This is a genomic window from Streptomyces sp. NPDC096013 (assembly GCF_044763565.1).
Lineage (GTDB): Bacteria > Actinomycetota > Actinomycetes > Streptomycetales > Streptomycetaceae > Streptomyces.
Map to the genome: position 1 here is coordinate 174,425 of NZ_JBIWGK010000004.1, position 24,327 is coordinate 198,751.

Below are 24,327 nucleotides of genomic sequence, written 5' to 3' on the forward strand. Positions count from 1 at the left end.
CAGCGAGCGGAAAGGAAGCGTTCCGTGGAGGACACGCGGGTCATCGAGTACTTGAAGCGGGTGACGGCCGATCTGCACCGCGCCCGCGCCCGGCTCCTGGAGCTGGAGTCCGGCCGCCAGGAGCCGATCGCGATCGTGTCGGCGGCGTGCCGCTTCCCCGGCGGCATCGACTCGCCCGAGGACCTGTGGCGGGCGGTCGTAGAGGAGCGCGACCTGATCTCGGCGATGCCCGCCGACCGCGGCTGGGACATCGACGAGCTGTACGACCCGGACCCCGACAGCGTCGGCAAGATGTACGTCAAGGAGGGCGGCTTCCTCCAGGACGCCGGCGGGTTCGACGCGGGCCTGTTCGGCATCCCGCCGCGCGAGGCGCTCTCCATGGACCCGCAGCAGCGGCTGCTCCTGGAGGTCACCTGGGAGACGTTCGAACGCGCGGGCCTGGACCCGCACGGCCTGGGCGGCAGCAGGACGGGCGTGTTCATCGGCGTCCTCTCCCACGACCACGGAACCCGGCTCACCCCGGCGCCCGAAGGCTTCGAGGGCATGATCGGCGCGGGCAGCGCGGGCAGCATCGCGTCCGGGCGACTGGCGTACGTCTACGGCCTGGAAGGACCGGCACTGACGATCGACACCGCCTGCTCGTCCTCCCTCGTCTCTCTGCACCTCGCCATGCAGTCGCTCCGCAACGGCGAATGCGACCTCGCCGTGGCGGGCGGCACGACCGTGATGTCGACTGTGGAGTCGTTCATCGAGTTCTCCCGGCAGCGCGGCCTGGCACCCGACGCCCGTATCAAGGCCTTCGACGACGCGGCGGACGGCTCCTCGTGGAGCGAGGGCGTGGGGACGCTGCTGGTCGAGCGCCTCTCCGACGCGCGCCGCCACGGACACCCCGTCCTGGCCGTCGTCCGGGGCTCAGCCATCAACCAGGACGGCGCCTCCAACGGCCTCACCGCACCCAACGGTCGCTCCCAAGCCCGCCTGATCCGACAGGCCTTGGAGAACGCGGGCCTCACCGCAGCCGACGTGGACATCGTCGAGGCCCATGGCACCGGCACCCGTCTGGGAGACCCCATCGAGGCCCAGGCGCTCCTGGCCACCTACGGCCAAGAGCGCGCGGTGGAACGCCCGTTATGGCTCGGCTCGGTGAAGACCAACATCGGTCACACGCAGGCTGCCGCAGGGATGGCGGGCATCATCAAAATGATCTGGGCGATGCGCGAGGGCGTCCTCCCCCGCAGTCTCAACCTCTCCCAACCCACGACCCAAGTCGACTGGAGCGAGGGCAACATACGCCTCCTCGACAAGGCCCACCCCTGGCCCGACACCGACCGCCCCCGACGCGCCGGGGTCTCGTCCTTCGGCATCAGCGGTACGAACGCCCACGTGATCCTGGAGCAACCGGACTCCCCCGCCGTGGACGAGGCACCCCAACCACGCGCGGGCGAGGTGCCGTTGGTGGTGTCGGCGGGCAGCGCCGCGGCACTGGCCGCATACGGGAAGCGGCTCGCGGACCATCTGGACGCCGATCCCGGCCTTCACCTCACCGACATGGCCCACGCATTGGCCACCACACGGGCGCTCCTGCCGCACCGCGCTGTCGTCGTCGCGCTCGACCGCGATGGAGCGATCAGCGGACTCCGGGCACTCGCCGAGGGACGCCCGGCACCCCATGTCGTCACGAGCGCCGGACCGGTCACACCGGCGCGCAGGGGCCCGGTGTTCGTGTTTCCCGGACAGGGTTCGCAGTGGGCGGGCATGGCGCACGGTCTGTACGCGAGCAGCCCGGCCTTCCGCGAGGCCCTGGAGGCGTGTGCCACCGCCCTCGACCCGCTCACCGGCTGGTCCCTCATCGACACACTCACCGGAGAAGACGAGACCTGGTTGGAGCGGGTGGACATGGTCCAACCCGCCCTCTTCGCGATGATGACCAGCCTCGCCCGCCTCTGGATGGCCAACGGCATCCAACCCGCCGCCGTCATCGGCCACTCACAAGGCGAGATCGCCGCCGCACACATCGCCGGCATCCTCTCCCTCGCCGACGCAGCCCACATCGTCACGGTCCGCTCCACCGCCATGCGCCACCTCTCCGGCCACGGCGGCATGGCCACCGTCAGCGCAAGCGCCCACTGGGTCACAGAACACACGGGCAACCAGATCACCATCGCTGCCCACAACTCCCCCACCACAACAGTCATCAGCGGCACACCCGAAGCACTGGACCAACTCGCCACCGACTGGGCCGCCTTGGGCGTACGCGTACGACGAGTCAACGTCGACTACGCCTCCCACTCACCCCAAGTCGACACCCACCACGACCACATCACCACCACGCTCGCCGGGATCACCCCGCAGCCCGCCGCCATCCCGATGATCTCCACCGTCACCGGCGAACCGGTCCAAGGCCCCGAACTCGACGCCGACTACTGGTTCGCCAACCTCCGCCGTCCGGTCCGCTTCCACCAGGCGCTGTCGCACCTCACGGCCACCGGTCACCACACCACCATCGAAGCGAGCCCGCACCCCGTCCTCACTCCTGCCATCGAAGAGACGGCAGAGGCAACCGGCGTGTCCCTCAACGCACTTCACACGCTCCGCCGCAGCGCCCCAGCGCACTTCACCACCGCGCTCGCCCACGCCCACGCCACCGGCACCACCCCCACCTGGACGACCTCGGGCCGCACGATTCCCCTCCCGACGTACCCCTTCCAACACCACCACTACTGGCTGGAGTCGAGCCCGGCTCCGCTGCGCTCCAGCGGCGGCCCGGCCCCCTCCCCGGAGCCTCCCCCGCACGACCCCGTCGCGGAGCTCCGGGAACGGCTGGCCGGACTCTCGCGTGCGGAGGTGGCCGACGAGATGCTCGACCTCGTCCGTACGCATGCGGCGGTCGCGCTCGGGCACGACTCCGTGGAGCCGATCCTCGTCGACCGGCCGTTCCAGGAGCTGGGCTTCGAGTCGCTGACGGCCGTCACGCTGCGCAAACGGCTGGTGGCGGCGCTCGAACTCGCCCTGCCGGTCAGCGTGGCGTTCGACTACCCGACCCCGCAGCTGCTCGCGGAGCACCTGACCGACGTACACCAGGAACAGTTCGGGACGGCGCTCGCCGACGACGGGACGGGGCTGGACGACGCGACCGACGACGAGTTGTTCGCGCTCATCGACAACGACAGCTCCGAGGAGTCGTCATGACCGAGGCCGCGCAGAGCGAGGTCAAGCTCCGCGAATATCTGCGCAAGGCGACCGTCGGTCTCCAGGAGGAGCGTCGGCGAGTGCGCGAACTCACCGACCGGGTGGCCGAGTTGGAGAACGGGGGTGCGACCGCGAGCGGGCGGGACGCGGTCGCCGTGATCGGCATGGGGTGCCGTTGGCCCGGCGGTATCGACACGCCGGGCGCACTGTGGCAGGCGCTCGTGGAGGGGCGGGACTGTCTGACGCCGTTCCCCACCGACCGCGGCTGGGATGTCGACGGACTCTACGACCCGGAGCCCGGGGTGCCGGGCCGGTGCTGTGTGCGGGAGGGCGGATTCCTCACGGACGCGAGCGCCTTCGACGCCGGGTTCTTCGGCTACACGCTGGACGAATCCGCCGGTACGGACCCACAGCAGCGCCTGCTCCTACAGACGGCGTGGGAGGCCGTGGAGAGCGCGGGCATCGATCCGTTGTCGCTCGGCGGTTCCGCGACAGGCGTGTTCGTGGGCCTGACCCCGCAGGGCTACGCCGGAACCGATGCCGGCCGGGAGCGCCCCGAGGAGGGCACGGACTATCTGGCCGTGGGGACACTGCCCAGCGCCGCGTCCGGCCGTATCTCCTACTTCCTCGGACTGCACGGCCCGGCGCTGACCCTGGACACCGCCTGCTCGTCGTCCCTGTCCGCACTGCACCTGGCCCGGCAGGCCCTCCTCACCGGCGAGTGCTCGCTCACCCTGGCGGCCGGCGTCACCGTGATCGCCGTACCGGATGTGTTCCTGGAGCACAGCCGGCTCAGCGCCCTGGCCCGGGACGGCCGTACGAAACCGTTCTCCGCGAAGGCCGACGGCGGGAACTGGGCCGAGGGGGTCGGGGTCCTCCTCCTGGAACGGCTCTCCGACGCCGAGCGCCACGGACATCCCGTGCTCGCGGTCGTGCGCGGTTCCGCGGTCGGCCAGAACGGCACCAGCAACGGCCTCGCGGTACCCAACGGGCCCGGTCAACAGCGGGTGATGGAACGGGCGTTGGCCGACGCACGGCTCACGGCCGCGGACGTGGACTTCGTCGAGGCGCACGGCACCGGCACGCCGCTCGGGGACGTGATGGAGGCCGAGGCGATGCTCCGCGTCTACGGCCGCGAACGGGACGCCGACCGCCCCCTTCTCTTCGGTTCGGTGAAGTCCAACTTCGGGCACACCCAGTCGGCTTCGGGCATGGCCGGCGTCATGAAGTCGGTACTCGCCCTCGCCCATGGCACCGTGCCCGCCACCCTCAACTGCGAACCCCCGCTGGAGACGGTGGAGCGTTCGCGGGGGACCTTGCGCGCGGTGCCGGCGGGGGTGCCGTGGCCCGAGTCCGACCGGCCCAGGCGCGCGGCGGTGACCGCGCTCGGCGCGGGCGGGACGAACGGACACGTGATCCTGGAACAGCCCGCGCGTCCGGCCTGGTCACGGTCCTCCGTGTCGCCCGATCGGGCGTCGCCCGCGGTGCCCTGGATTCTCTCCGCGAAGGACCCGGCGGCGTTGCGGGGACAGGCCCGCAAGCTGCTGCTCCATGTGGAGGAGCAACCGGAGACCGACCTGGACATCGCGTACTCCTTGGCGGTAACGCGGAGTGCCTTCCCGCACCGTGCGGCCGTGTTCGGTGCCGATCGCGAGCAACTCCGTTCGGGGCTACGCGCGTTGGCGGACGGCGGGCAGGTAGGACCCGGTCTCGTGTCGGGGCGTGCGCGTACGGCGAAGACGGTGCTGTTCTGCTCGGGACTTCCCGGCGACCTGCCTTCCCGGGCTCGACTCCCCTGGGAATGGCCGGTGTTCGCGAAGGCGGTCGCGGAGGTCGACGAGGCGTTGCGCCCGTATCTGTCGGGGTCGCTCGCCGATCGGCTCGGCGGCGGGGATGTACCCGCGAGCACTGAAGTCCCGTCCTCTGTCGTGTCGTTCGGGTTCTCCGTGGTCCTTGCCCGGCTGTGGCGGATGTGCGGGGTGCGTCCCGCGGTGTACGTCGGTGAGAGCGGACCGGGTCTGTGGGCCGCCGCGTATCTGAGGAGAACCTGCAGCTGGGAGACGGCGCTCGACGGGCTCGACGCCGGTCGCGGTCCAGAGGCGGAGACCCCGCCGACCCCCTCGACGACCGGCCTGATCCGCCTGCCCGCGATCCCTGCGGCCGACGGTGAACCCGCCTCCTTCGTACGGCAGTTGGGTGAGGTGTTCGTGGCGGGCGTCAGGCTCGACTGGGCCGGGGTGTACGCCGGGCTGGGCGCGCGCCGCGTGCCGCTGCCGACGTACGCGTTCCGGCAGGACCACCACTGGTCCTTCGCATGACGACGACGGACCGGTGGCCGTGCGTACGGCGACCCGCTGTGTCCCTTCCCGCAGTCCCCGAACAGAGGTGAGATGAGATGTCGTTGTCCGATGCGGTGCTGTCCGGGGCGTCGCCCGACGTGCTCGAACGCACGCCGCTGCCAAGCCACTTCACCGCCGCCCATCTGCGTGTCGAGGACGAGGGTTTCTTCGCCGACTGCGCGGAGGACGCCGACAAGGATGTGCGGCACACGCTGCACGTCGGTGAGGTGCCGGTGCCCGAGCTGGCGCCCGACGAGGTGCTGATCGCCGTGATGGCCAGCTCGGTGAACTACAACACGGTCTGGTCGGCGAAGTTCGAGCCGCTGTCCACGTTCCGCTTCCTGCGCTCCTACGGCCGCGAGGGCGGCTGGGCGGCCCGGCACGACCAGCCCTTCCACGTCCTGGGTTCCGACGCGGCCGGTGTCGTCGTGCGGGTCGGTACCGGCGTCCGTCACTGGCGCATCGGCGACCATGTCATGGTCAACGCCGCCCATGTGGACGACCAGGAGCCGATCAGCCAGGCCGACGGCATGCTCGGGGAGCATCAGCTCGCGTGGGGGTACGAGACCAACTACGGGGGCCTCGCGCACTATTCGGTGGCACGGGCGAGCCAACTCATCCCCAAACCGGCCCACTTGACGTGGGAGGAGGCGGCCACGATCCCGGCGTGCGCGGGGACGGCGTACCGGATGCTGGTGAGTGACCGAGGTGCCCGGATGAAGCAGGGCGATGTCGTGCTGATCTGGGGCGCGTCCGGTGGACTCGGCGCGTACGCGGCTCAGTTGGTGAAGAACGGTGGCGGAATCGCCGTCGGCGTGGTCGGCTCGGAGGAGAAGGCGGAGGCCGCCCGCAGGCTGGGGTGCGATGTGGTCGTCAACCGTGAGGAGATCGGCATCGGGGACGACACCGGGGGCGATCCCGCGCAGGTGGCGGCGGCCGGGAAGCGGCTCGGCCGACAGGTGCGGGCCGCCGTGGGGGCGGATCCCGACATCGTCTTCGAACATGTGGGCCGCTCGACCTTCGGGATCTCGGTGTTCGTCGTGCGGCGGGGCGGGACGGTGGTCACGTGCGGGTCGAGCACCGGGTACATCCACCAGTTCGACAACCGCTATCTGTGGATGCGGCTGAAGCGCGTCATCGGCAGCCATGTCGCCAACCTCCAGGAACAGGTGGAGTGCGCGCGTCTCTTCGAACAGGGCGGTGTCGTACCGACGTTGTCGTCCCTGTTCCCGCTGTCCGAGGTCGGCGAGGCGACCCGCCTGGTGCAGCTCAACCAGCACATCGGCAAGGTCGGCGTGCTGTGCCTCGCTCCCGAGCGCGGCCTCGGTGTCACCGCGCCCGAACTGCGCACCCGTATCGGCGAGGACGCCCTCAACCCGCTGAGGTCCTTCGCCGCCCGCCCCGAACCGGTCGCGTGAGACGCCCGACTCTCCTTTCCAGCTCGTACAACTCGCACAACTCGTCAGCCCATCGCACCCGTTGAACCGAAAGGCCGTTGCCATGACCGACTCCGCCCAGACCCTCCCCGTACCGGAAGCCGTCGGCAAGCTGTACGACCGGCTGACGCTGACCGCGCTGCGCGACGGCACGTTCAATCCGAACATCCACATCGGTTTCTGGGACACGCCCGACTCCAAGGCCTCGCTGGAGGAGGCTGTGGACCGGCTCACCGATGTGCTCATCGAACGGCTGCTGGTCGACGAGACGGATCACGTCCTGGACGTCGGCTGCGGGGTGGGCGGTCCTGGCCTGCGGGTCGTGGAGAGCACCGGTGCCAGGCTCACCGGCATCAGCATCAGCGAGGAGCAGGTGAAGACCGCGAACCGCCTCGCCGAGGAAGCCGGCCGCGCGGACCGTGCCGTGTTCCAGCGTGCCGACGCGATGCAACTCCCCTTCGAGGACGCGTCGTTCGACGCCGTGATGGCGCTCGAGTCCATCATCCACATGCCCGACCGCGAGACGGTCCTCACCGAGGTGGCCCGCGTGCTGCGCCCCGGCGGCCGGCTCGTGCTGACGGACGTCTTCGAACGCGCTCCGCGGAAGGTCCCGCGGCACCCGTCCATCGACAAGTTCTGCCGCAACTTCATGGTGACCCTGGCGGACGTCGACGGATATGTGGCGATGCTGCACCGCTCGGGGCTGCGGCTGCGGGGGCTGCTCGACATCACGGAACACACACAGCAGCGCACCTTCCAGGAACTGTCGCGGCCGGTCGAGGGCACGGACCGCCCCGAGGCCCTCGGCCAGACCAACCTGCCGGACCTCTTCCAGCCGTCCGACATGCTGGGCGTGGACGAGTTCGGCTGTCTACTGGTCGCGGCCGTGCGTCCCTGACCTGATCGCCCGACCGGGCGCGGGCGGACTCGGCGTCCGCCTCCGCTCAGGCCACACAGCCGGGCCACACCCCCGGCCGGTGGCCTGCGATCAAGCCACACACCTTGACCGGTGCCTTCGATCGGGCCGCTGCCCCTCCCCCCTGGCGGCCCGATCGGTGGTCCGATCACCGGAGAATCCGCTCGCCCCGACGACTCCCGGCAGGAGATCCTCTGCGCATGGAGTTCCTCTGCTACCACCGCGACCGGCCCGGCTCCCTCGCCCTGCGCGACGACCTGATCGAAGAGCACTGGTCCTACATGGACCGGTACGCGAAGGAGATGGTCGCCCGGGGCCCGACGCTCGCGGACGACGGCGACACCCCCACCGGAAGCGTGCACATCCTCGATCTCCCCGATCCGGCCGCCGCCCGCGCGTTCGCCTTCGACGAGCCGAACTACCAGGCCGGCGTCTACCGCGACGTACTGCTGCGCCGCTGGCGCAACACCCTGGGCCGCACCATGTGGGACTTCCCCGGCGGCCGGACCGGCGGCAACCGGTACCTGGTGCTCGGCCTCGGCACCGGGCAGGCCGTGGACCTGGAGTTGCCGCCCGACCAGGACCGACTCATCGCCTACGGACCGCTGTCGTCCGACGACGGTGACACCTGGCTGGGAACGGCGGCGCTGCTCCGGGCGCCTGATCCGGAGTCGGCAGGCGACGTACTGACCCGGGATCGGTATGCCGACGTCGAGGTGCACACCTGGCAGTTCGGCGGCAGGCCCAGCTGATACGAAACACACCTGATGTGCACGCCGCCGTCACAGGTACAGACCCCTCGACCCGTCACGGCGCCTCCCTACCGCGTGAACTGCCCCACCTCGGGTAGGAAACCGGCTCGGACGCGGCCCGACGGATGGTCGCGCCGTGCGGGAAGGGACGGTCGGGTCATGGCGTTGGAGCAGGTCGGCGGGGACGTGGTGGATGCGGTCGTCGTGAACGACGGTCACGTGCTGCTGGTGGACGGGCAGGGCGGCTGGGGTCTGCCGTCCGGGGTCCCCGAGGACGCCGAGACCGCGCAGGCCACCGCCGCGCGCGCGGTGTACGAACTCACCGGGTTCCTCGTGGACGGGTCCAGCCTGCTGGAGTCGGACGGGGCGGGGCGATCGGCCGTGGTGTGTCATCTGCTGAGCGAGGACCCGTCGGGGGAGGCTCAGTTCACGGCGGGGCAACTCCGCTGGGTGCCGTTCGCCGAGGCCATCGCGGCCGGGTTGCCGGCGCCCGTGCGGACGTACCTGGAGGGGCATTCGCCGGTGTAGGAGGCCCGGTTCCCTCGTGCGGCACCCCCGTTGGGTGCTGCGGCACCGCCGTTTGGTGCGGTTCTCAGGCCGTCGCCTTTCGGATGCGCGCCAGCAGGGTCCGGAGTTGGGCGCGGTCCTCGGTGTCCAGTTCCGCCGTCGCCTCCGCGAGGGCGAGGCCGTCGACCTCCTCGGCCTCGCGGTGGCAGTCGCGGCCCTTGTCGGTGAGGCGGAGGAGGAACGCGCGGCGGTCGTGGGGATGGCGTACGCGTTCCACCAGGCCGTCGCGTTCGAGGCTGTCGACGATGCTGGTCGCGGTCCGTGCCGCGACGCCGGTCATTTCGCTCAAGTCCCGCATGCGCAGCGGCTGTTCGGTCCGCGCGAGCATACGCAGGGCGCGCAGCCGGGCGACCGAGGCACCGTTCGCGCGCAGCCGGGTCTCGACGAACTGCCGTAGCTGGTGCGTCGTCTCGTAGAGCTCGTCGACCAGGATGTCGCTGCTGCCGTGCACTGCCATGGCGTTCCCCGTTCCGTGGTGAGGGCCGATTGTACGAGTCCCGGCCGGGAGCAATGAGCACTCACATAGTGAGTATGCTCAGCATGTGCAGCCGTTCCGACGCCGTCCCGTCCCCCTCGCCCTCCGCCGTCGCTCTCGAACCCTCCGAGACCCCCGAGACCTCCGAGACCTCCGAGACCCTGAGAGTCCCCGAGGTCTTCAACGCATCCGCCCCGGCCAGCGGTTGGTCGTCCCCGTCATGTGTGTCTGCGTGACGTTCATCGCGATCGTCGACGGGGCGATCACGACCGTGGCGCTCCCGTCGATCGCCCGCCAGTTCGGGCTGACGACGGCCGCCCTGGACGGGGTGGTCGTGGTCTACCCGGTCTGCCTGGCCATGGCGATCCCCGCCTCCGCCTGGCTGGTCGAACGCTTCGGCGCCAAGCGGGTCCTGCTCACCGCCCTCGGCGCCTTCCTCGGCTCGTCGCTGCTGTGCGGCGCGGCGGCCGACCTCGGCCAGCTCGTCGCCGCACGCGCGGTGCAGGGCCTGTCCGCCGGACTGCTCTTCCCCGCCGCGTCCTCGCTGCTCTTCAGCACCTTCAACTCCTGGGAGCAGGTGCGGATTTCGCGGTACATGATCATCCCGCAGCAGATAGCCCCGGCCGCCGCGCCCATCCTCGGCGGCCTGCTGGTGGACAACCTGTCCTGGCGTTGGGTGTTCTACGTCAACCTGCCGCTCGGCCTGCCCGCCGTGGTGTTCGGGGCGCTGTTCCTGGCCGGGCACCGCGGGCACCGGCCCGGCCGCTTCGACCTGACCGGGCTGCTGTTGAGCGCGGCGGCTCTGGGTGCGGTGATGTTCGGTGTCTGCGAGGGCCCTAACCGCGGCTGGTCCTCGCCCTCCGTCGTCACGGCCCTCGAGCTCGGCGCGGTACTGCTCGCCGCCGCCGTCATCTTCGAACTCCGGGTGTCCGAGCCGCTGTTGAAGCTGCGGCTCTTCGCGGACCGGCTCTTCCGGGACACCAACCTGATCAACCTGGTGGGCCTGGTGCCGATCCTCGGCGCGATGTACCTCGGGCCGCTCTTCCTCCAGCAGGGGCAGGGCCGTTCGGCGCTGGAGTCGGGCACCAGTACCTTCCCCGAAGCGTTCGGTGTCCTGCTCACCGTCCAGGTCGCCGGCATCCTCTACTCCAGGGTCGGCCCCCGGATCATCATCGGCAGCGGCCTGGCCATGGTGAGCGGGGTCCTGCTGCTCTTCGCCACCTGCGACCAGGACACGGGCCTGTGGACCTTCCGTGCCTACATGTTCCTGCTCGGCGTCGGCATGGGCGGGGTGTTCATGCCGACCACGGTGGCCTCGCTGGCGACCGTCTCCCGCAAGGACCTGGCCCAGGCTTCCATGCTCAACACGGTCGTACGGCAGACCGGGGGTGCCTTCGCCCCGGCGGCGGTGACCACGGCCCTGGTCCTGAGCACCCCGTCGGCAGCCGCGGCCCATCCCCCGATCACCGCCTACCAGCACGCCTACCTCGCCCTGGCCGCCCTCGCCGCGGCGACCGCCGTCTTCGCCTTCACCCTCCCCGACGGCCCGGCCCGCACCGCCGCCGCCCGCGGCACCACGGCGTCCGGCGGCACGGCTCCGGCACGGCTGCGGCACGAGGAGGCGCACTAGACGAATGAGCGAGTCCGATGTGTTCAGTGATCGACGGCGACCAGCCGACCACATGACAGGGGCGCCGGTCTTGTGGCTCCGGACGTCAACCGAGGGCGGATTATCGGGCGGGGAAGAAGTCGGCGCTCTGGACGTACTCCATGGCCTTGGTGAACTCCGGTTCACCCAGGCGGTGTTCCACTTCCTGCGGGCTCAGATCCTCCACACAGGTCTGGATCCAGTACAGGGTGCCCAGCGGATCGCGTGCTCGCCCGACCCGGTCTCCGAAGAACAGGTGCGTGACCTCCGTGACGGAGGTGCCGCCGGCCGTAACGGCCCGCTGATGCACCCTGTCGGCGTCCTCGCCGAAAAGGCGGAGGAAGCCAGGGGTCGGCGGCCGCTCCGGCATCGCGTCGAGCATCATCACCACCGAGTCGCCAATCCGTATCTCCGCATGCTCGATGACCCCGTCCTTGCCCGCGAGGCAGGCAAGCTCCACCGCACCGAGGACCCTCTTCATGTAGTCGATGAGCCGCACCGTGTCGCGCGAGATGATCCACGGCGTCACGGTGTGGCAGCCCCGGGGACCGGCTTGGCGGACATCTGACTGCCTCCCGGGGTGCGTGTGCCTCAACGCGGTGATGACGCTAGCCCCCATCTAGGGCAGCTCCGGTCCTGGACACCACTCCCGTGCCCGCAAGCCATCCCGCCTGGCCACGCCCCCGCCGCAGAACCGGGAAGCCACCAGCGAGGCAACGGAAGGGACCCGCGGGATGAGCCCGCCAAACATCGGACCTGATCTTCTGGGGCTCGCTCGTGAGATGCAGGAGTCTGTGTCACCGAGGGTCAGTCACGCGAGTTCTACGACGTCGGCGGCGTGCCCTGCGTCAACTCCGGCCACGCCGCCGGAGGCGGGCCGAACGCGCGACGGCCGGCCCTGACACTCAGCGCGCCAATGGCGGCGTTGGCCCCGCCGCCGATCACCGCGCCGATACCGAAGGGGGCCACGCGGCCGAGCACGATGATGCCCTGCTTGGTCCCGTACTTCACGACGAAGTTCCTCCCCAGGACCTTGTTGATCTGACGCAGAGTCTCGACCGGCACCTTGGCGACGATCTGGCGTCCCCAGTGCTGCCCCGTCCGCTCGGCGACCTTGGTGACGGTGGCGGAGCCGGAACCGCCGAGCATGATGCCCATCACGATCGTCCGGCGGCGCTCGATCTCGTCGATGGGGACGCCGTGGACCTCGGCTATAGACAGCGCGAAGAGGGCGCTCAGTTCGAGTGACGAGAACACCTCGCCCGCCGACAGTGCCAGAGCGACTCCCGTGCCGACGCCGGGCGCGGCGGCGGTCGCTCCCACCGCGGCACCGGTGCTGCTCAGGGCGCTGATGTACATCCGCTCCAGACTGCGGATCACCTGTGCGGGTGTCGCCTCGGCGTTCCGCTGACGGGCCCGGGCGATGTTCTTGCGCACCAGCGGGCTCTGGAGGTCGATCGCCTTGTTCAGGAGGTCGAGGACCTGCTGCCCACGTGCCGCTTCTTCCGGTTCCGGTTCCAGCTCCGGTCCCTCGTGGGCATCAGTCGCCATGCCTTGAACTCCCCCTGTCGTCAGGTCCCCAGTGAGCCTGATCCCCATGCAATGCCGACCCAGGCCAGTCAAGAGCAAGCCGGACCGTTCGAACAGCAGGGCCATCATGCCTTCGTACATCCGAGCCCGCCTGGCCTTCCCGTAGATCGGCGGGCGGTTTTGGTGTTCGTCGTGGTGGCGGCCGGGCGGGTGCCGAGAGCATGCCTCTTGTGAGCGGGGCGAAAGACACCTCGTACGAGACCGAGCGCGTCTCGGCGCCTACCAGGCGCGAAGACCCATTACCGGCGACGCCGCGACAACCATGGAGACGGGCACGCCACCGCCCAGAGCAACCTCTTCCACCGTGCTCGGCCAGCTCTACCACTGCCTCCAGCACCGCAAGCTGTCCGACGAACAGACCGCCTTCCCAGCCGAGCTCGCCATCGGAATCTGACGACAGACCACGTCTGCCATGCTGTCGCTCTCACAGGGACGGGGAACACGTGACCGAGCCGATCGCCGGATGGATCTGGGGCCGCAACCTGCGCGCCTTTCTTGAACTGCTGTCTCGCTACGCCGGATACACCTTCGACGAAACCGACTGGAAAACCGTCGAAGCCGGCGTTCAGGGCACCGACGACGAGGCACCCGACGGCTGGTACTCGTATCCCCTCGTCGGCACACTCGCCGCTTTGGAAGTCGCCCTCGCCCGCGCAGTCGGCGGAGAGGAGATGTCGATCAGGGTCACAGGAGCGGAGACACCCGAGCTTCAGCTCCGCGCCGACACGCTCCTCTCCGCCCTCGCCAGCGTCTGAGCACCGGCTTGTTCGTCTTGGCCAGACCGCGACCCGCTGCCGCTTGACGAGTTGGACGCCTGAGGTGGCTCGCACTCAAGCAGCCGAGCGGACCTTGTGTCAGAGGAATCAAGACGCCAACCAGAAGAAGAGAAGAGGGGCCGCCAAGACAGTCGGCCACGGCCCCTCTGCACACGACGGCCGAAACCGATTCGGCACTACTGGAGTTGAGGACTCAGCCCTCTCCTCCCGCCAGCACGATCGCTGCCCTTCCGCGCCCGCTCTTCCCGAAGCTGGGCGGAGCCCCCCGCGCCCCGCTCCGGGACTCGCCGGCCGAGCTGCCGCCCGACCAGGACCCGGCCGGAGGCGACCGGCTGCGATCAGAAGATGCCCTGCCCGGGCACCAGGATGCCCCTCGGGTCGTACGTCTTCCTAGCCTCGGCGAACCGCTTCCAGACCGGCCCGAAGTGCCGCTTCCAGTCGGTGTGTCGGAACGGGACGGAGCCGACCGGGTACTGCGTGCCGCCGACCGCCTGGACCTTCTCGTACGCGGACCGGTTGGCGTCCAGCAGGCGTCGTACCGTCGCGGTGTCCTCGGGCGGGGTGGTCCGCAGGACGGCGAACAGGTAGGGCACCGGGTCGTCGGGCATGCGCAGCAGCGGGGTGTGCAGGTGCTCGCGCAGCAGGGGGTAGAGGAGGACGACGCCGGGTCCGAGGTCGGCCGGGGTGAGGGCGTCCAGCAGGGTGCCTGCCACGTCGGCGGTGCTGCGGCCGGGCAGGACCAGGTTGAGCCAGGGGTGCGCGTAGGCCCACAGGCCCGCTTCCTTGAGGGCGGCGACGGAAGGGGCGAGCCGGTCGAGGAAGTCGTAGTAGCTGAGGTCGGTGATCTGCGCACCGGACGCCTCGTACCGCAGGCCCCGCAGGAGGACGGTGTCGTCGGGGGTGTCCCCCACCGGGGGCCCGTAGGCGACGGCCTCGATCGCGAACTGGTTGAAGGCCCCGGTGGTGTCGGCGCTGACCTGTCCTTCGAGGTAGGCGAAACGCCCCTCGGTGGCGAGGAGTTGCTGGTCTTCGAGGAAGGTCTGGAGGTCGCCGTACGGCAGGAGGTAGTGGCGTACGGTCTCCGGGGCCGGGACCAGGCGCAGGGTGGCGCCGACGATCACCGCGCACTGGCCGAGGCCGGCGAGCACGGCGTGGAAGAGGTCGGGGTGGCGGGTCGGAGAGCAGCGGAGCAACTCCCCTGCGCCGGTGACGACTTCGAGTTCCACCACGTTGTCGACCTGGGCGCCTCGCTGGTGGCTCTGGCCGCCCAGACCGCCGACGGACAGAGTGCCGCCGACGGAGAGTTCGAGGTAGTCGGTGAAGACGGGCGGGGTGAGTCCGTGGGCGATGGCCGCCTTGGCGACGTCGCTCCACTTGGCCCCCGCGCCGACCGTGACGTGTGAACTCCCCGTCCGTACCGGGCCGATGGAGGAGAGCGGGCCGGTCTCGATGATCAAGCCGCCCTCGACCTGTGCCTGTCCGTTGGTACCGTGGCCCTGTCCGCGCGGGGCCAGGGGAAGTCCGTGCTGGTTGCAGAACCGCACCATCGCGACGACGTCCCGTACGGAACCGGGGCGCAGTACGGCGGCCGGACGGCGGTGCACGATGTGTCCGAAGTCGTCGGCGTCGGCGCTGAGGGAGGCGTCGTCGGTGAGGAGCGTCCCGTCCAGCCGGGGAACGGCGCTGAACGGCCGGCCGGAGTCCGTCACCGCCCAGCTCCGGGTGAAGGGGTCGAAGCCGATCACCACGGCTGAGCCTGCGACCAGGCCGCGCAGAGCGGTGCGTCGAGACGGGGTGCGGGACATGTGGTCCTCCTGAGACCGTCCGGTGAAACGATCAACGACGGCTCAGTCTAGGCACGTTGGGGCAAAAAAACGGGTTCCGTCCCGGCATGTTCCCCGACCGGTTCGGCACGTGTCGCGGCGGCCCCCGCCGTGCTAATCGTCGCCCTGGCTGCCCGAGTTCAGGCCCCGGCGCCGCTTCTTGGCGGAATCGCGCAGGAGTTCGCTCGCGGTGAGGGTCACCGTCGCCACGACACGGGCCCAGCGGGGCCCGCCGCGCTCGGCCCACACCACACACGCACACCCTCCGGCGACGAGCGCCAGGACACCGACCAGCAATACGACGATCACGTTTCCCACTTCCTGTGTGCACGGTCCGATGACACGTACGGTCCTGACGATCTTCTCAGGCCGGACGCGTCGACCCGGGCGGCTTCTCCCTCATCCACGCCCGGGTGCCGAACGAGGCGCAGGCCCGGGATGCCACGGCTGCCGCCGCACGCAGTGCCTCGGCGAAGCCCTCCGAGGTAGGGCGGCTCCCCGCGAGGTGGTGGGCGAGCGCCCCGTGCAGCACGTCACCCGCGCCCACCGTGTCCGCCACCCTCACCGACGGCACGTCGACCCTGCCCTCGCCGTCCGGGCCCGCCCAGATGATGGGGTCGGCTCCCCCGCTCACCGCCGCCCAGGTGACCCCGTGTTCCCGCAGGAAGCGCAGCGTGTCCGTCGGGGAGGTGGTGCCCGGCGGGTGGAAGTCGGCCGAGCAGACGGCCACGTCGAGGAACGGCAGCAGCTCCTGGGTGCCGGGCTTCCAACTGCCGCCGTCGAAAAGGGTGTTACGGCCGAGGGCACGCGCGGAGCGGGCCGCCGCTACCGCCAGGGCCATGTGGTGGCCGTCGAACTCGACGAGGTCGCAGGCCGTCACCAGCGCGTCGAGGTCGTCGGGCGGGGTGAGCCGGTGTGCCGTCGCGTTGGTCGAGGCGACGGCTCGTTCGCCGGTGGACGCGGTCACCAGGACGGAGGAGACGGCGGGCGGGTACGGCGAGTCGGCGGCCAGGTCGGAGACGGTCACGCCCAGCGCGGCCAGGTCAGCGGCCACCCCGACTCCCAATGGGTGGGCGCCGATTGCGGTCAGGAGTCTGGGTGTGCCGCCCAGGTGGGCGAAGGTCACGGCGGCGTTCGCGGCCGGGCCACCCGCGGCTACCACCTGCTCCAGGGCCGTGAGTTTCTCGTTGGCACCGGGTGCGTGGTCCACGCGCTGGATGACGTCCAGGGTGCACAGACCGACGAACAGACCTCGCGGACGTGCGCTCGCCGCCGGTTCCATCCACCAGCACCTCCTCGTGCTCGGACCTGCGGTCAGTGTACGAAGCGCCCCCGTCGCCATTTACTAGCAATTGGTTGAGCACGCCTTCCGAGCCCGGCAGCGCCGACGGCGCTCGGCGTCAACCAGGTCACCGCCCTGGCAGGGCAGTTCCCGGGCTGCTCGCGCTGCCGATCGACTTCGACTACGGGATGTTCGCGGCGCTGCTGCTGCTCAACGGGCTGGGTCAGGGCATGGTCTCGGCGCCGAACACGTCGCCGATCACGGGCAGTGTGCCGAGCGAGTGCCGTGGTGTCGCCTCGGGCATGCGGTCCACGTTCCAGGACTCGAGCACCGCGCTGTCCATCGGCGTGTGCTTCTCCCCGATCGTGCCGGGGCTCGCGTCCTCGCTGCCCCACACGCTCGGCCAGGGGCTCCAGGCACACGGCGTGCCGACCGGGGCCGCCGAGCGGGCCGCGTCGCTGCCGCCTGCGAGCACGCTCTTCGCCACGTTCCTCGGCAACAACCCCATCCAGCACCTGCTGGCGTCGGACGGCACCCTTGAGCATGTCTCCGCTGAGCATGTCTCCGCCGCCCAGCGGGCCGTGCTGACGGGGCACACCTTCTTCCCCGAGCTGGTCCCCGGACCGTTCTACCACGGCCTGACCATCGTCTTCGGCGTCGCCGCAGGCATGGCCCTGATCTCCGCGGTCGCCTCGGCGCTGCGCGGCGGCCACCAGCCCGACCTCGACACCGGACCGTCGCCCGCCGACCGGCCGACCGGCCGACCGCCCCGACGGAAACGCCCGAGACCTCACAGGCATGGCCCAACTCAGCTTCGTAGAAGCAGACATGCGGGTGCGTGCGTCCCCTCGGCGGGGCGAGGGGACGCACGCACTCCGTACGGACGGGTGGTCAGCTGGTGCTGTTGACGGCAAACGTCCACTCGGCGTGGCTGCCGGGGCCGACGGTCAGGGTCGAGTTGCCGATCTGCTCGACGTGCCGTTCCTTCACGGGGTGATTGAGCGACATGTCGACCTCCCTGTAGCCGGCCTGTTCGCGGGTGGTGACGTCGAGGCGGATCGTGGTGCCGCCGCCCTGCGCGACGACGCCGCCGCCCGTCACGGTGCGGACGGTGAAGCCGCCGGCGCGCAGCAGCGGCACGGTGTCGGCGAGGTCGCCCGCGGTGACCGCGATACGGACGGAGGTGATGTCGCGCATGAGGTGGTTGCGGTAGTCGTCGGAGAGGTAGCGCTCCCGGCCGACGTCACCGGGGAAGCTCGGCGGCTCGGTGTTGCTGCGTGGGTCGGCGAAGTACTCCGGCCGGTACTCCATCCCCCACGCCCCGAAGGCGTCGTACTCACTGGTGGTGAAGACGGCGTCGAACCAGGGCACGGGCACGCCGTCACCGAAGTCCCGGGTCTGGAGGAAGTCGATGGGTTCGGCGACGCCCTCGTCCTTCAGCCGGTCCTTGACGGTCGCCAGGTCTCCGGCGCGCTCGACCGAGAGGCCGAGTCCGGCGGAGCCGAGGGTGCCGTCCTGGCCGGGCACGTCACCGATCCCGAGCAGTTCGAGGTAGGTCTCGCGGCCCATCAGGTAGCGGCCGGTCCAGGTCTGACCGCCGGAGCCGCTCGTGGTGCGGACCTGGAAGTTGGCGAACTCCCGCAGATAGTCGGAGTGTTCGATGGCGTCGGCTGTCTCCCGGTCGAAGACCCCGTAGGAGTGGTTGTAGAACAGCAGCTCCCGACCGGTGGAGTCCTGGTTCCCCTTGGCCTGAGCCGTCCCCACCCCACCCCCTATCGCTCCGGCGAGGGCCACAGCGAGCACGATGATCATCCGTAGTGCGCGGCGCATCAGCATGTGCGGGATCGTAGGGCGGGGCGAGTGCGACCGCCGTTGTTTCTGAACGAGGCCGAAATGCTTGACACATGGCGCTTTGTCGGGGTGGCCGCGCGGCAACAGGCTTGTTCCGTGCCGCGGTTCGCGGGCTCGCCGTGTCTCCCGACGTCAGGTCACCAGGAGGTGCTGCCCTGCGAGGGCTGGGCCGACTCCCGCTGGGGGAACACCGAGTCGCCGCCGAACAGCGCGGCGGCCCCGGGCTCCGCGTCCTGCCCCTCCTGCTCGCCGAGCATCATGTCGGGGTCGAACATGACGATGACGGCGGCGACGAGGAGCACGAGGAGCGGGCCGGCGAGCATGAGCAGGAGGAACGCGATCAGGTCGGCCGAGGACTGTGAGGAACCGGCCACATTGGTGAGGTGGACGGAGACCGCGGCCATGCCGGTGTAGTGCATGCCGGTCACGGCGACCCCCATGACCAGGCTCGCGCCGAGGCTTGCCCAGAGCGCGTGGATGGAGACCGCCGCCCACAGAGCCGCGGTGGCCGCCGCGACGGCGATGACCACGGAGAGCGCCACGGTCGTGGGGTCGTAGTGGAGGGTGCCGTTCGTGTGGATGGCGGCCATCCCGAGGTAGTGCATGGCGGCGACACCGAGCCCGGTGACCGTGCCCGCCACGCCCAGGTTCAGCGGCGAGCCGCCCCGGTAGCCGACGAGGAACACTCCTACGGCGACCACCGCGATCGCCACGACGAGACTCAGCAGCGTCTTCGTCCCGTCGTAGTTGACCAGCGCGCCCTGGACGCTGAAGCCGATCATCGCGACGAAGTGCATGGTCCATATCCCGCAGCCGATGGACACGGCGCCGAGCGCCAGCCAGCGGGCTCTGTGCTGCGGGCGGCGCAGCGAACGGGTCGTGCAGCGCAGACCGAGGCCCGCCCCCAGACACGCCATCAGATAGGCGGCGACGGGGGTCACCGCGCCGTAGTAGAAGTCGGAGACGGTGGCCGGCTCGGCGGAGATGACGGTCATGGAGTGTTCCCTTCACGTGCGCGACGGCGGGCGGCACCGCGGTCTCGGTGTGCCGGCACGGTGACGTGACGCACCCTCCCGTCCGGCCGACGTCGGCGATGCCGGGTCGTGCCGGGTACGGGCCCGTGTTCGGGCCTCCGGTCAGGAGGGGTGCGGGGACACAGGGTGCGCTACGGCAGGGTCGCGCGCGGATCGACCACCCCCGCCCCTGCCGCACGTTCGTACCGACTCGGCCGGGTGAACGGACCTGCGTGATCGCGCGGACATCCTGCTGACACTCCGCAGGACACGGGGAACCGAACGGTCGAGATCCGGCCACCAGGCCGAGTTGTGCATGATTCAATCACGCGCCGCACACATTTCCTGCACAAACTGGATAGGTGTTAGCCGAATCGATACATCGTCACCAGTGCGCACAAAGCCCACCAGGATGGGGAGTTCGGCCGCCGGTACGGCCCGGCCGTGCGAGGCGGGACTTCTCGATCTCCGGGCACCCGAAGGCCTTTCGGGCGCCCGGCACTGCCGCCGGGTGGCCTGATGTGCGCGCTGTTCGCGGTGCACGAGGCGATCCGCAAGGCGCTGCCCGTGCATGAGGGCGGCGAGGAGCTGTGGGAGCGGGCGACGGCCGCGTACCGGGACGCGCTGCGCGCCGCCGCCCATCGGCTGCACACGCTGACTCCCCCGCCGTCCCGCTCGGCGGAGGAGACCGGTGACCTCCTGTGGTACTGGTTCGGCCCTACCGGGTGGCGCACGCTCGTGGTCGAGTTGGGCTGGTCGTGGGACCGCGCCGAGAGCGTCCTCTACGACACGGCGGTCGCCACCCTCCGCCGAGGCCGCGGCGCTCAGGCGCCGACGTACGCCGCCAGGTGCTCGCCGGTGAGTGTGGAGCGGGCCTCGACCAGGTCGGCGGGCGTCCCCTCGAAGACGATTTTGCCGCCGTCGTGGCCGGCGCCGGGGCCGAGGTCGATGATCCAGTCGGCGTGGGCCATGACCGCCTGGTGGTGTTCCACGACGATGACCGACTTGCCGGAGTCGACCAACCGGTCGAGCAGACCGAGGAGTTGCTCGACATCGGCGAGGTGGAGTCCCGCGGTGGGCTCGTCGAGGACGTAGACGCCGCCCTTCTCGGACATGTGGGTGGCCAGCTTGAGGCGCTGGCGTTCGCCGCCGGAGAGGGTGGTGAGGGGCTGGCCGAGGCTGAGGTAGCCGAGGCCGACGTCGGTGAGCCGGGTCAGGATCCGGTGCGCGGCCGGGGTGGCCGCCTCGCCCGTGCCGAAGAACTCCTCGGCCTCGGTCACCGACATCGCGAGCACCTCGCTGATGTCACGGCCGCCGAAGCGGTACTCCAGCACGGACGCGTCGAACCGCTTCCCCTCGCAGTCCTCGCAGGTGGTGGCCACGCCGGCCATCATCGCGAGGTCGGTGTAGATGACCCCGGCGCCGTTGCAGGTGGGGCACGCGCCCTCGGAGTTGGCGCTGAACAGGGCCGGCTTCACGCCGTTGGCCTTGGCGAAGGCCTTGCGGATGGGTTCGAGGAGCCCGGTGTACGTCGCCGGGTTGCTCCGGCGCGAGCCGCGAATGGCGCCCTGGTCGACGGAGACCACGTTCTCCCCGGCCGGGATCGACCCGTGCACCAGCGAACTCTTCCCGGAGCCCGCGACACCGGTGATGACGACGAGCACCCCGAGCGGGATGTCCACGTCGACGTCGTGGAGGTTGTTGGTCGCGGCGCCCCGGATCTCCAGCGCGCCGGTGGGCTTGCGCGTCGACTCCTTGAGGGACGCCCGGTCGTCGAAGTGCCGGCCGGTGATGGTGCCGCCGGTGCGGAGTTCCTCGACGGTGCCTTCGAAGCAGACGGTGCCGCCAGCTGTACCGGCGCCGGGACCGAGGTCGACGACGTGGTCGGCGATCGCGATGGTCTCCGGCTTGTGCTCGACGACGAGCACCGTGTTGCCCTTGTCGCGCAGGCGCAGCAGCAGGTCGTTCATCCGCTGGATGTCGTGCGGGTGCAGTCCGATGGTGGGCTCGTCGAAGACGTACGTGACGTCGGTGAGGGAGGAGCCGAGGTGGCGGATCATCTTGACGCGCTGCGCCTCACCGCCGGACAGCGTGCCCGCCGGCCGGTTCAGCGAGAGATAGCCGAGGCCGATCTCGACGAACGAGTCGAGTGCCTGTTGCAGGGCGGCGAGCAGGGGTGCGACCGACGGTTCGTCGAGACCCCGGACCCACTCGGCCAGGTCGCTGATCTGCATCGCGCAGGCGTCGGCGATGCTGATCCGCTTGATCTTCGAGGACCGGGCGCCCTCGTTGAGGCGGGTGCCGTCGCACTCGGGGCAGACGGTGAAGGTGACGGCACGGTCCACGAACTCGCGGATGTGCGGCTGCATGCCCTCCCGGTCCTTGGCGAGCATCGACTTCTGGATGCGCGGGATCAGACCCTCGTAGGTCATGTTGATGCCCGCGATCTTCATCCGGGTCGGCTCGCGGTGGAGGAAGTCCTGGAGTTCCTTCTTGGTGAACTTGCGGATCGGCTTCTCCGGGTCGAAGAAGCCGGATTCGATGTAGAGGCGGGAGTTCCAGCCGCCGCCGGTGTACCCGGGGACGGTGATCGCGCCCTCGGCGAGGGACTTGGAGTCGTCGAAGAGCTGGGTGAGGTCGAGGTCGGTGACCGAGCCGCGGCCCTCGCAGCGCGGGCACATGCCGCCGGTGATGCTGAAGCTGCGGCGCTCCTTGACCTTCTGTCCGCCGCGTTCCATGGTGACCGCGCCCGCGCCGCTGATGGAGGCGACGTTGAAGGAGAACGCCTTGGGCGAGCCGATGTGCGGCTTGCCGAGGCGGCTGAAGAGGATGCGGAGCATGGCGTTGGCGTCGGTGGCGGTGCCGACGGTGGAACGGGGGTCGGCGCCCAGCCGCTGCTGGTCGACGATGATCGCGGTGGTCAGCCCGTCGAGGACGTCGACCTCGGGGCGGGCGAGGGTCGGCATGAACCCCTGCACGAAGGCGCTGTAGGTCTCGTTGATCAGCCGCTGGGACTCCGCGGCGATCGTGTCGAACACGAGTGAGCTCTTGCCCGAGCCGGAGACACCGGTGAACACCGTCAGCCGACGCTTCGGGATCTCGATGCTGACGTCCCTGAGATTGTTCTCGCGCGCTCCGTGCACGCGGATCAGGTCGTGGCTGTCGGCAGCGTGCGGCGCGGACGACCGCGTGTCCGTCTCGGTGGCCTTGCTCATCGTGCCTTCCCTCCGTTGTGCCGGACCGCCGAAGGTCTCTCGCCGGCCGTCGCGTGGCTCGATCTAATCAAGCTTCGAGCGGTACGTCCGCTTCCGGTCCGGGGCGCGCTGCCGCGGTGCCGTACGCGTCCCTCACGCTAGAGGAGGTGCGTGACCTCACGCTTCTCGAATCCTGACCGGTCGACCTGACGTGTCACGCCTCGTGAGGAACGGCCAGGGCGCCGCCCCGCCGCACCCGGCGCAGATGATGCACGTGGCGGCCCAGCGCCACCGCGGCCAGGGCGGCGACCAGACCCGTCACACCCCGCCAGCCGAACCCGTCGTAGGCGCGCACGCCGAGCCAGGAACCCGTGCTGCCGCCGAGGAACGCACAGGTCATGTAGGCGGTGTTGATCCGGGCCCGGGCCTCGGGCCGCAGGGCGAAGATGCGGGCCTGGTTGGCGACCTGGCCGGACTGGACGGCCACGTCGAGCAGCAGCATGCCCCCGGCCAGGGCGAGCAGGCCGGTGGTGCCGCCACCGTAGGCCGGGACGAGCACCGCCGCCGAGGCGATCGCGCCGAGCATGGCGAGGAGGCTGACCCGGTCCGGGCCCCTGCGGTCGGCAAGGCGTCCGGCGAGCGGGGTGCTGAACATGCTGGCCGCACCGACCAGCCCGAGCACGCCCACCGCCTGGGCACCCATGCCGTACGTCGGCCCGGTGACGAGCAGGGTGAGCGTGGTCCAGGCGGCGCTGAAGCCGGCGAAGACGGTGGCCTGGTAGAGGCAGGAGCGGCGGAGGTCGGGTTCGGTGCGCAGCAGGCTCAGGGGCGCGGCTATCAGGGACGGGTAACCGAGGCGCGTGGACGGCTCGGTGTCTGGGACGACCCGGGAGAGGATCGCGGCCAGGGCCAGGACGATCACGGCGGCCACGAGGTACGGCGCCCGCCAGCCGAGCCGTTCGCCCAGGGTGCCGCTGAAGGTGCGGGCCAGGAGGATGCCGCCGATCAGCCCGCTGAGGAGGGTGCCGGTGACGGCTCCGCGGCGTTCGGCGGGTACGAGTCCGGCCGCCATCGGGATGATGATCTGGGGCACGACGGTCGTCACGCCGGTGACCGCGCTCGCGACGACGAGCACCGGGAGCGAGGGCGCGGCGCTCGCGGCGAGCAGTCCGGCGGCGGTGAGCGTGAGCAGGGTGACGATCAGGGGGCGGTGCGGCAGCCGGTCGCCGAGGGGCACAAGCAGGAAGATGCCGGCCGCGTAGCCGAACTGGGCCGCGGTCACCACGAGGGCCGCCGAGCCCGCGGAGACACCCAGGTCGGCGGCGACGAGCGAGCTGATCGCCTGCGGGAAGTAGATGGTCGAGACGCCCACACCGCAGGCGAGGGACAGGACGAGGATCACCCAGCGGGGCACGGACACACCTCACGCGAGAACCGGTTTGACTGGTTCAGGGGACGGTAGCAGGCGAGTCTCCT

The 24,327-nt window shown here is 70.5% G+C and carries 19 protein-coding genes; 9 read left to right on the top strand and 10 right to left on the bottom strand.

Annotated elements, in window-relative coordinates:
* Window positions 1-24 precede the first annotated feature (24 nt).
* The 6 genes from ACIRB1_RS15530 (at window position 25) to ACIRB1_RS15555 (ending at window position 9,160) form a co-directional block, all read left to right on the top strand.
* Window positions 25-3,189 (top strand): type I polyketide synthase, encoded by a 3,165-nt coding sequence (locus tag ACIRB1_RS15530; protein ID WP_403465895.1) that lies wholly within the window; start codon window positions 25-27, stop codon window positions 3,187-3,189.
* Window positions 3,186-5,507, top strand: a complete 2,322-nt coding sequence (locus tag ACIRB1_RS15535; protein ID WP_403465896.1) for a type I polyketide synthase — start codon at window positions 3,186-3,188, stop codon at window positions 5,505-5,507. The genes ACIRB1_RS15530 and ACIRB1_RS15535 overlap by 4 nt, the downstream gene beginning before the upstream one ends.
* A gap of 77 nt (window positions 5,508-5,584) precedes the next feature.
* Complete coding sequence (ccrA, locus tag ACIRB1_RS15540) at window positions 5,585-6,946, top strand: crotonyl-CoA carboxylase/reductase (protein WP_403465897.1); 1,362 nt, start codon at window positions 5,585-5,587, stop codon at window positions 6,944-6,946.
* An 82-nt stretch (window positions 6,947-7,028) separates the two neighbouring features.
* On the top strand, window positions 7,029-7,862 hold the full coding sequence (locus tag ACIRB1_RS15545; RefSeq protein WP_403465898.1) for a methyltransferase domain-containing protein: 834 nt from the start codon (window positions 7,029-7,031) through the stop codon (window positions 7,860-7,862).
* Window positions 7,863-8,080: 218 nt separating this feature from the next.
* Window positions 8,081-8,632 (top strand): YciI family protein, encoded by a 552-nt coding sequence (locus tag ACIRB1_RS15550; RefSeq protein WP_403465899.1) that lies wholly within the window; start codon window positions 8,081-8,083, stop codon window positions 8,630-8,632.
* A gap of 159 nt (window positions 8,633-8,791) precedes the next feature.
* Entirely contained in the window at window positions 8,792-9,160 is a 369-nt protein-coding gene (locus tag ACIRB1_RS15555) for an NUDIX hydrolase (protein WP_352181608.1), read from the top strand.
* A 64-nt stretch (window positions 9,161-9,224) separates the two neighbouring features.
* On the opposite strand, the gene ACIRB1_RS15560 is transcribed toward ACIRB1_RS15555, so the two are convergent.
* Window positions 9,225-9,656 carry a MarR family winged helix-turn-helix transcriptional regulator gene (locus ACIRB1_RS15560; protein WP_403465900.1) on the bottom strand — a complete coding sequence of 144 codons (432 nt, stop codon included), beginning with the start codon at window positions 9,654-9,656 and terminating at the stop codon, window positions 9,225-9,227.
* Between the two features lie 250 nt (window positions 9,657-9,906).
* On the opposite strand from ACIRB1_RS15560, the gene ACIRB1_RS15565 reads away from it, so the two are divergent.
* Window positions 9,907-11,304: a DHA2 family efflux MFS transporter permease subunit gene (locus ACIRB1_RS15565; RefSeq protein WP_403465901.1), complete on the top strand. Its 1,398-nt coding sequence runs from the start codon at window positions 9,907-9,909 to the stop codon at window positions 11,302-11,304.
* Between the two features lie 100 nt (window positions 11,305-11,404).
* Here the strand turns inward: ACIRB1_RS15565 and ACIRB1_RS15570 are convergent, their stop codons facing one another.
* Both ACIRB1_RS15570 and ACIRB1_RS15575 read right to left on the bottom strand, forming a co-directional pair.
* Window positions 11,405-11,851 (bottom strand): VOC family protein, encoded by a 447-nt coding sequence (locus ACIRB1_RS15570; protein ID WP_403465902.1) that lies wholly within the window; start codon window positions 11,849-11,851, stop codon window positions 11,405-11,407.
* A gap of 293 nt (window positions 11,852-12,144) precedes the next feature.
* On the bottom strand, window positions 12,145-12,873 hold the full coding sequence (locus ACIRB1_RS15575; RefSeq protein WP_403465903.1) for a hypothetical protein: 729 nt from the start codon (window positions 12,871-12,873) through the stop codon (window positions 12,145-12,147).
* Between the two features lie 482 nt (window positions 12,874-13,355).
* Between ACIRB1_RS15575 and ACIRB1_RS15580 the strand changes: the two genes are divergently transcribed.
* Entirely contained in the window at window positions 13,356-13,667 is a 312-nt protein-coding gene (locus tag ACIRB1_RS15580; RefSeq protein ID WP_352181606.1) for a hypothetical protein, read from the top strand.
* A 359-nt stretch (window positions 13,668-14,026) separates the two neighbouring features.
* Here the strand turns inward: ACIRB1_RS15580 and ACIRB1_RS15585 are convergent, their stop codons facing one another.
* The 3 genes from ACIRB1_RS15585 to ACIRB1_RS15595 all read right to left on the bottom strand — a co-directional run bounded on the left by ACIRB1_RS15585 (window position 14,027) and on the right by ACIRB1_RS15595 (window position 16,793).
* The gene (locus ACIRB1_RS15585; protein ID WP_352181605.1) at window positions 14,027-15,493 is read right to left on the bottom strand and encodes an FAD-binding protein; all 1,467 of its coding nucleotides are present in this window, start codon (window positions 15,491-15,493) and stop codon (window positions 14,027-14,029) included.
* 132 nt (window positions 15,494-15,625) lie between these two features.
* Window positions 15,626-15,820: a hypothetical protein gene (locus ACIRB1_RS15590; RefSeq protein WP_352181604.1), complete on the bottom strand. Its 195-nt coding sequence runs from the start codon at window positions 15,818-15,820 to the stop codon at window positions 15,626-15,628.
* A gap of 55 nt (window positions 15,821-15,875) precedes the next feature.
* The gene (locus tag ACIRB1_RS15595) at window positions 15,876-16,793 is read right to left on the bottom strand and encodes a PfkB family carbohydrate kinase (protein ID WP_403465904.1); all 918 of its coding nucleotides are present in this window, start codon (window positions 16,791-16,793) and stop codon (window positions 15,876-15,878) included.
* A gap of 74 nt (window positions 16,794-16,867) precedes the next feature.
* On the opposite strand from ACIRB1_RS15595, the gene ACIRB1_RS15600 reads away from it, so the two are divergent.
* On the top strand, window positions 16,868-17,701 hold the full coding sequence (locus tag ACIRB1_RS15600) for a hypothetical protein (protein ID WP_403465905.1): 834 nt from the start codon (window positions 16,868-16,870) through the stop codon (window positions 17,699-17,701).
* On the opposite strand, the gene ACIRB1_RS15605 is transcribed toward ACIRB1_RS15600, so the two are convergent.
* From ACIRB1_RS15605 to ACIRB1_RS15620, 4 genes are all read right to left on the bottom strand, one after another.
* Window positions 17,685-18,605, bottom strand: a complete 921-nt coding sequence (locus ACIRB1_RS15605) for a DUF5829 family protein (protein ID WP_352181812.1) — start codon at window positions 18,603-18,605, stop codon at window positions 17,685-17,687. The genes ACIRB1_RS15600 and ACIRB1_RS15605 overlap by 17 nt on opposite strands.
* A 176-nt stretch (window positions 18,606-18,781) precedes the next feature.
* Window positions 18,782-19,639 carry an MHYT domain-containing protein gene (locus tag ACIRB1_RS15610; RefSeq protein WP_352181601.1) on the bottom strand — a complete coding sequence of 286 codons (858 nt, stop codon included), beginning with the start codon at window positions 19,637-19,639 and terminating at the stop codon, window positions 18,782-18,784.
* Window positions 19,640-20,481: 842 nt separating this feature from the next.
* Window positions 20,482-22,872: an excinuclease ABC subunit UvrA gene (locus ACIRB1_RS15615; RefSeq protein WP_352181600.1), complete on the bottom strand. Its 2,391-nt coding sequence runs from the start codon at window positions 22,870-22,872 to the stop codon at window positions 20,482-20,484.
* Between the two features lie 193 nt (window positions 22,873-23,065).
* Window positions 23,066-24,265 carry an MFS transporter gene (locus ACIRB1_RS15620; RefSeq protein WP_352181599.1) on the bottom strand — a complete coding sequence of 400 codons (1,200 nt, stop codon included), beginning with the start codon at window positions 24,263-24,265 and terminating at the stop codon, window positions 23,066-23,068.
* Window positions 24,266-24,327: the final 62 nt, after the last annotated feature.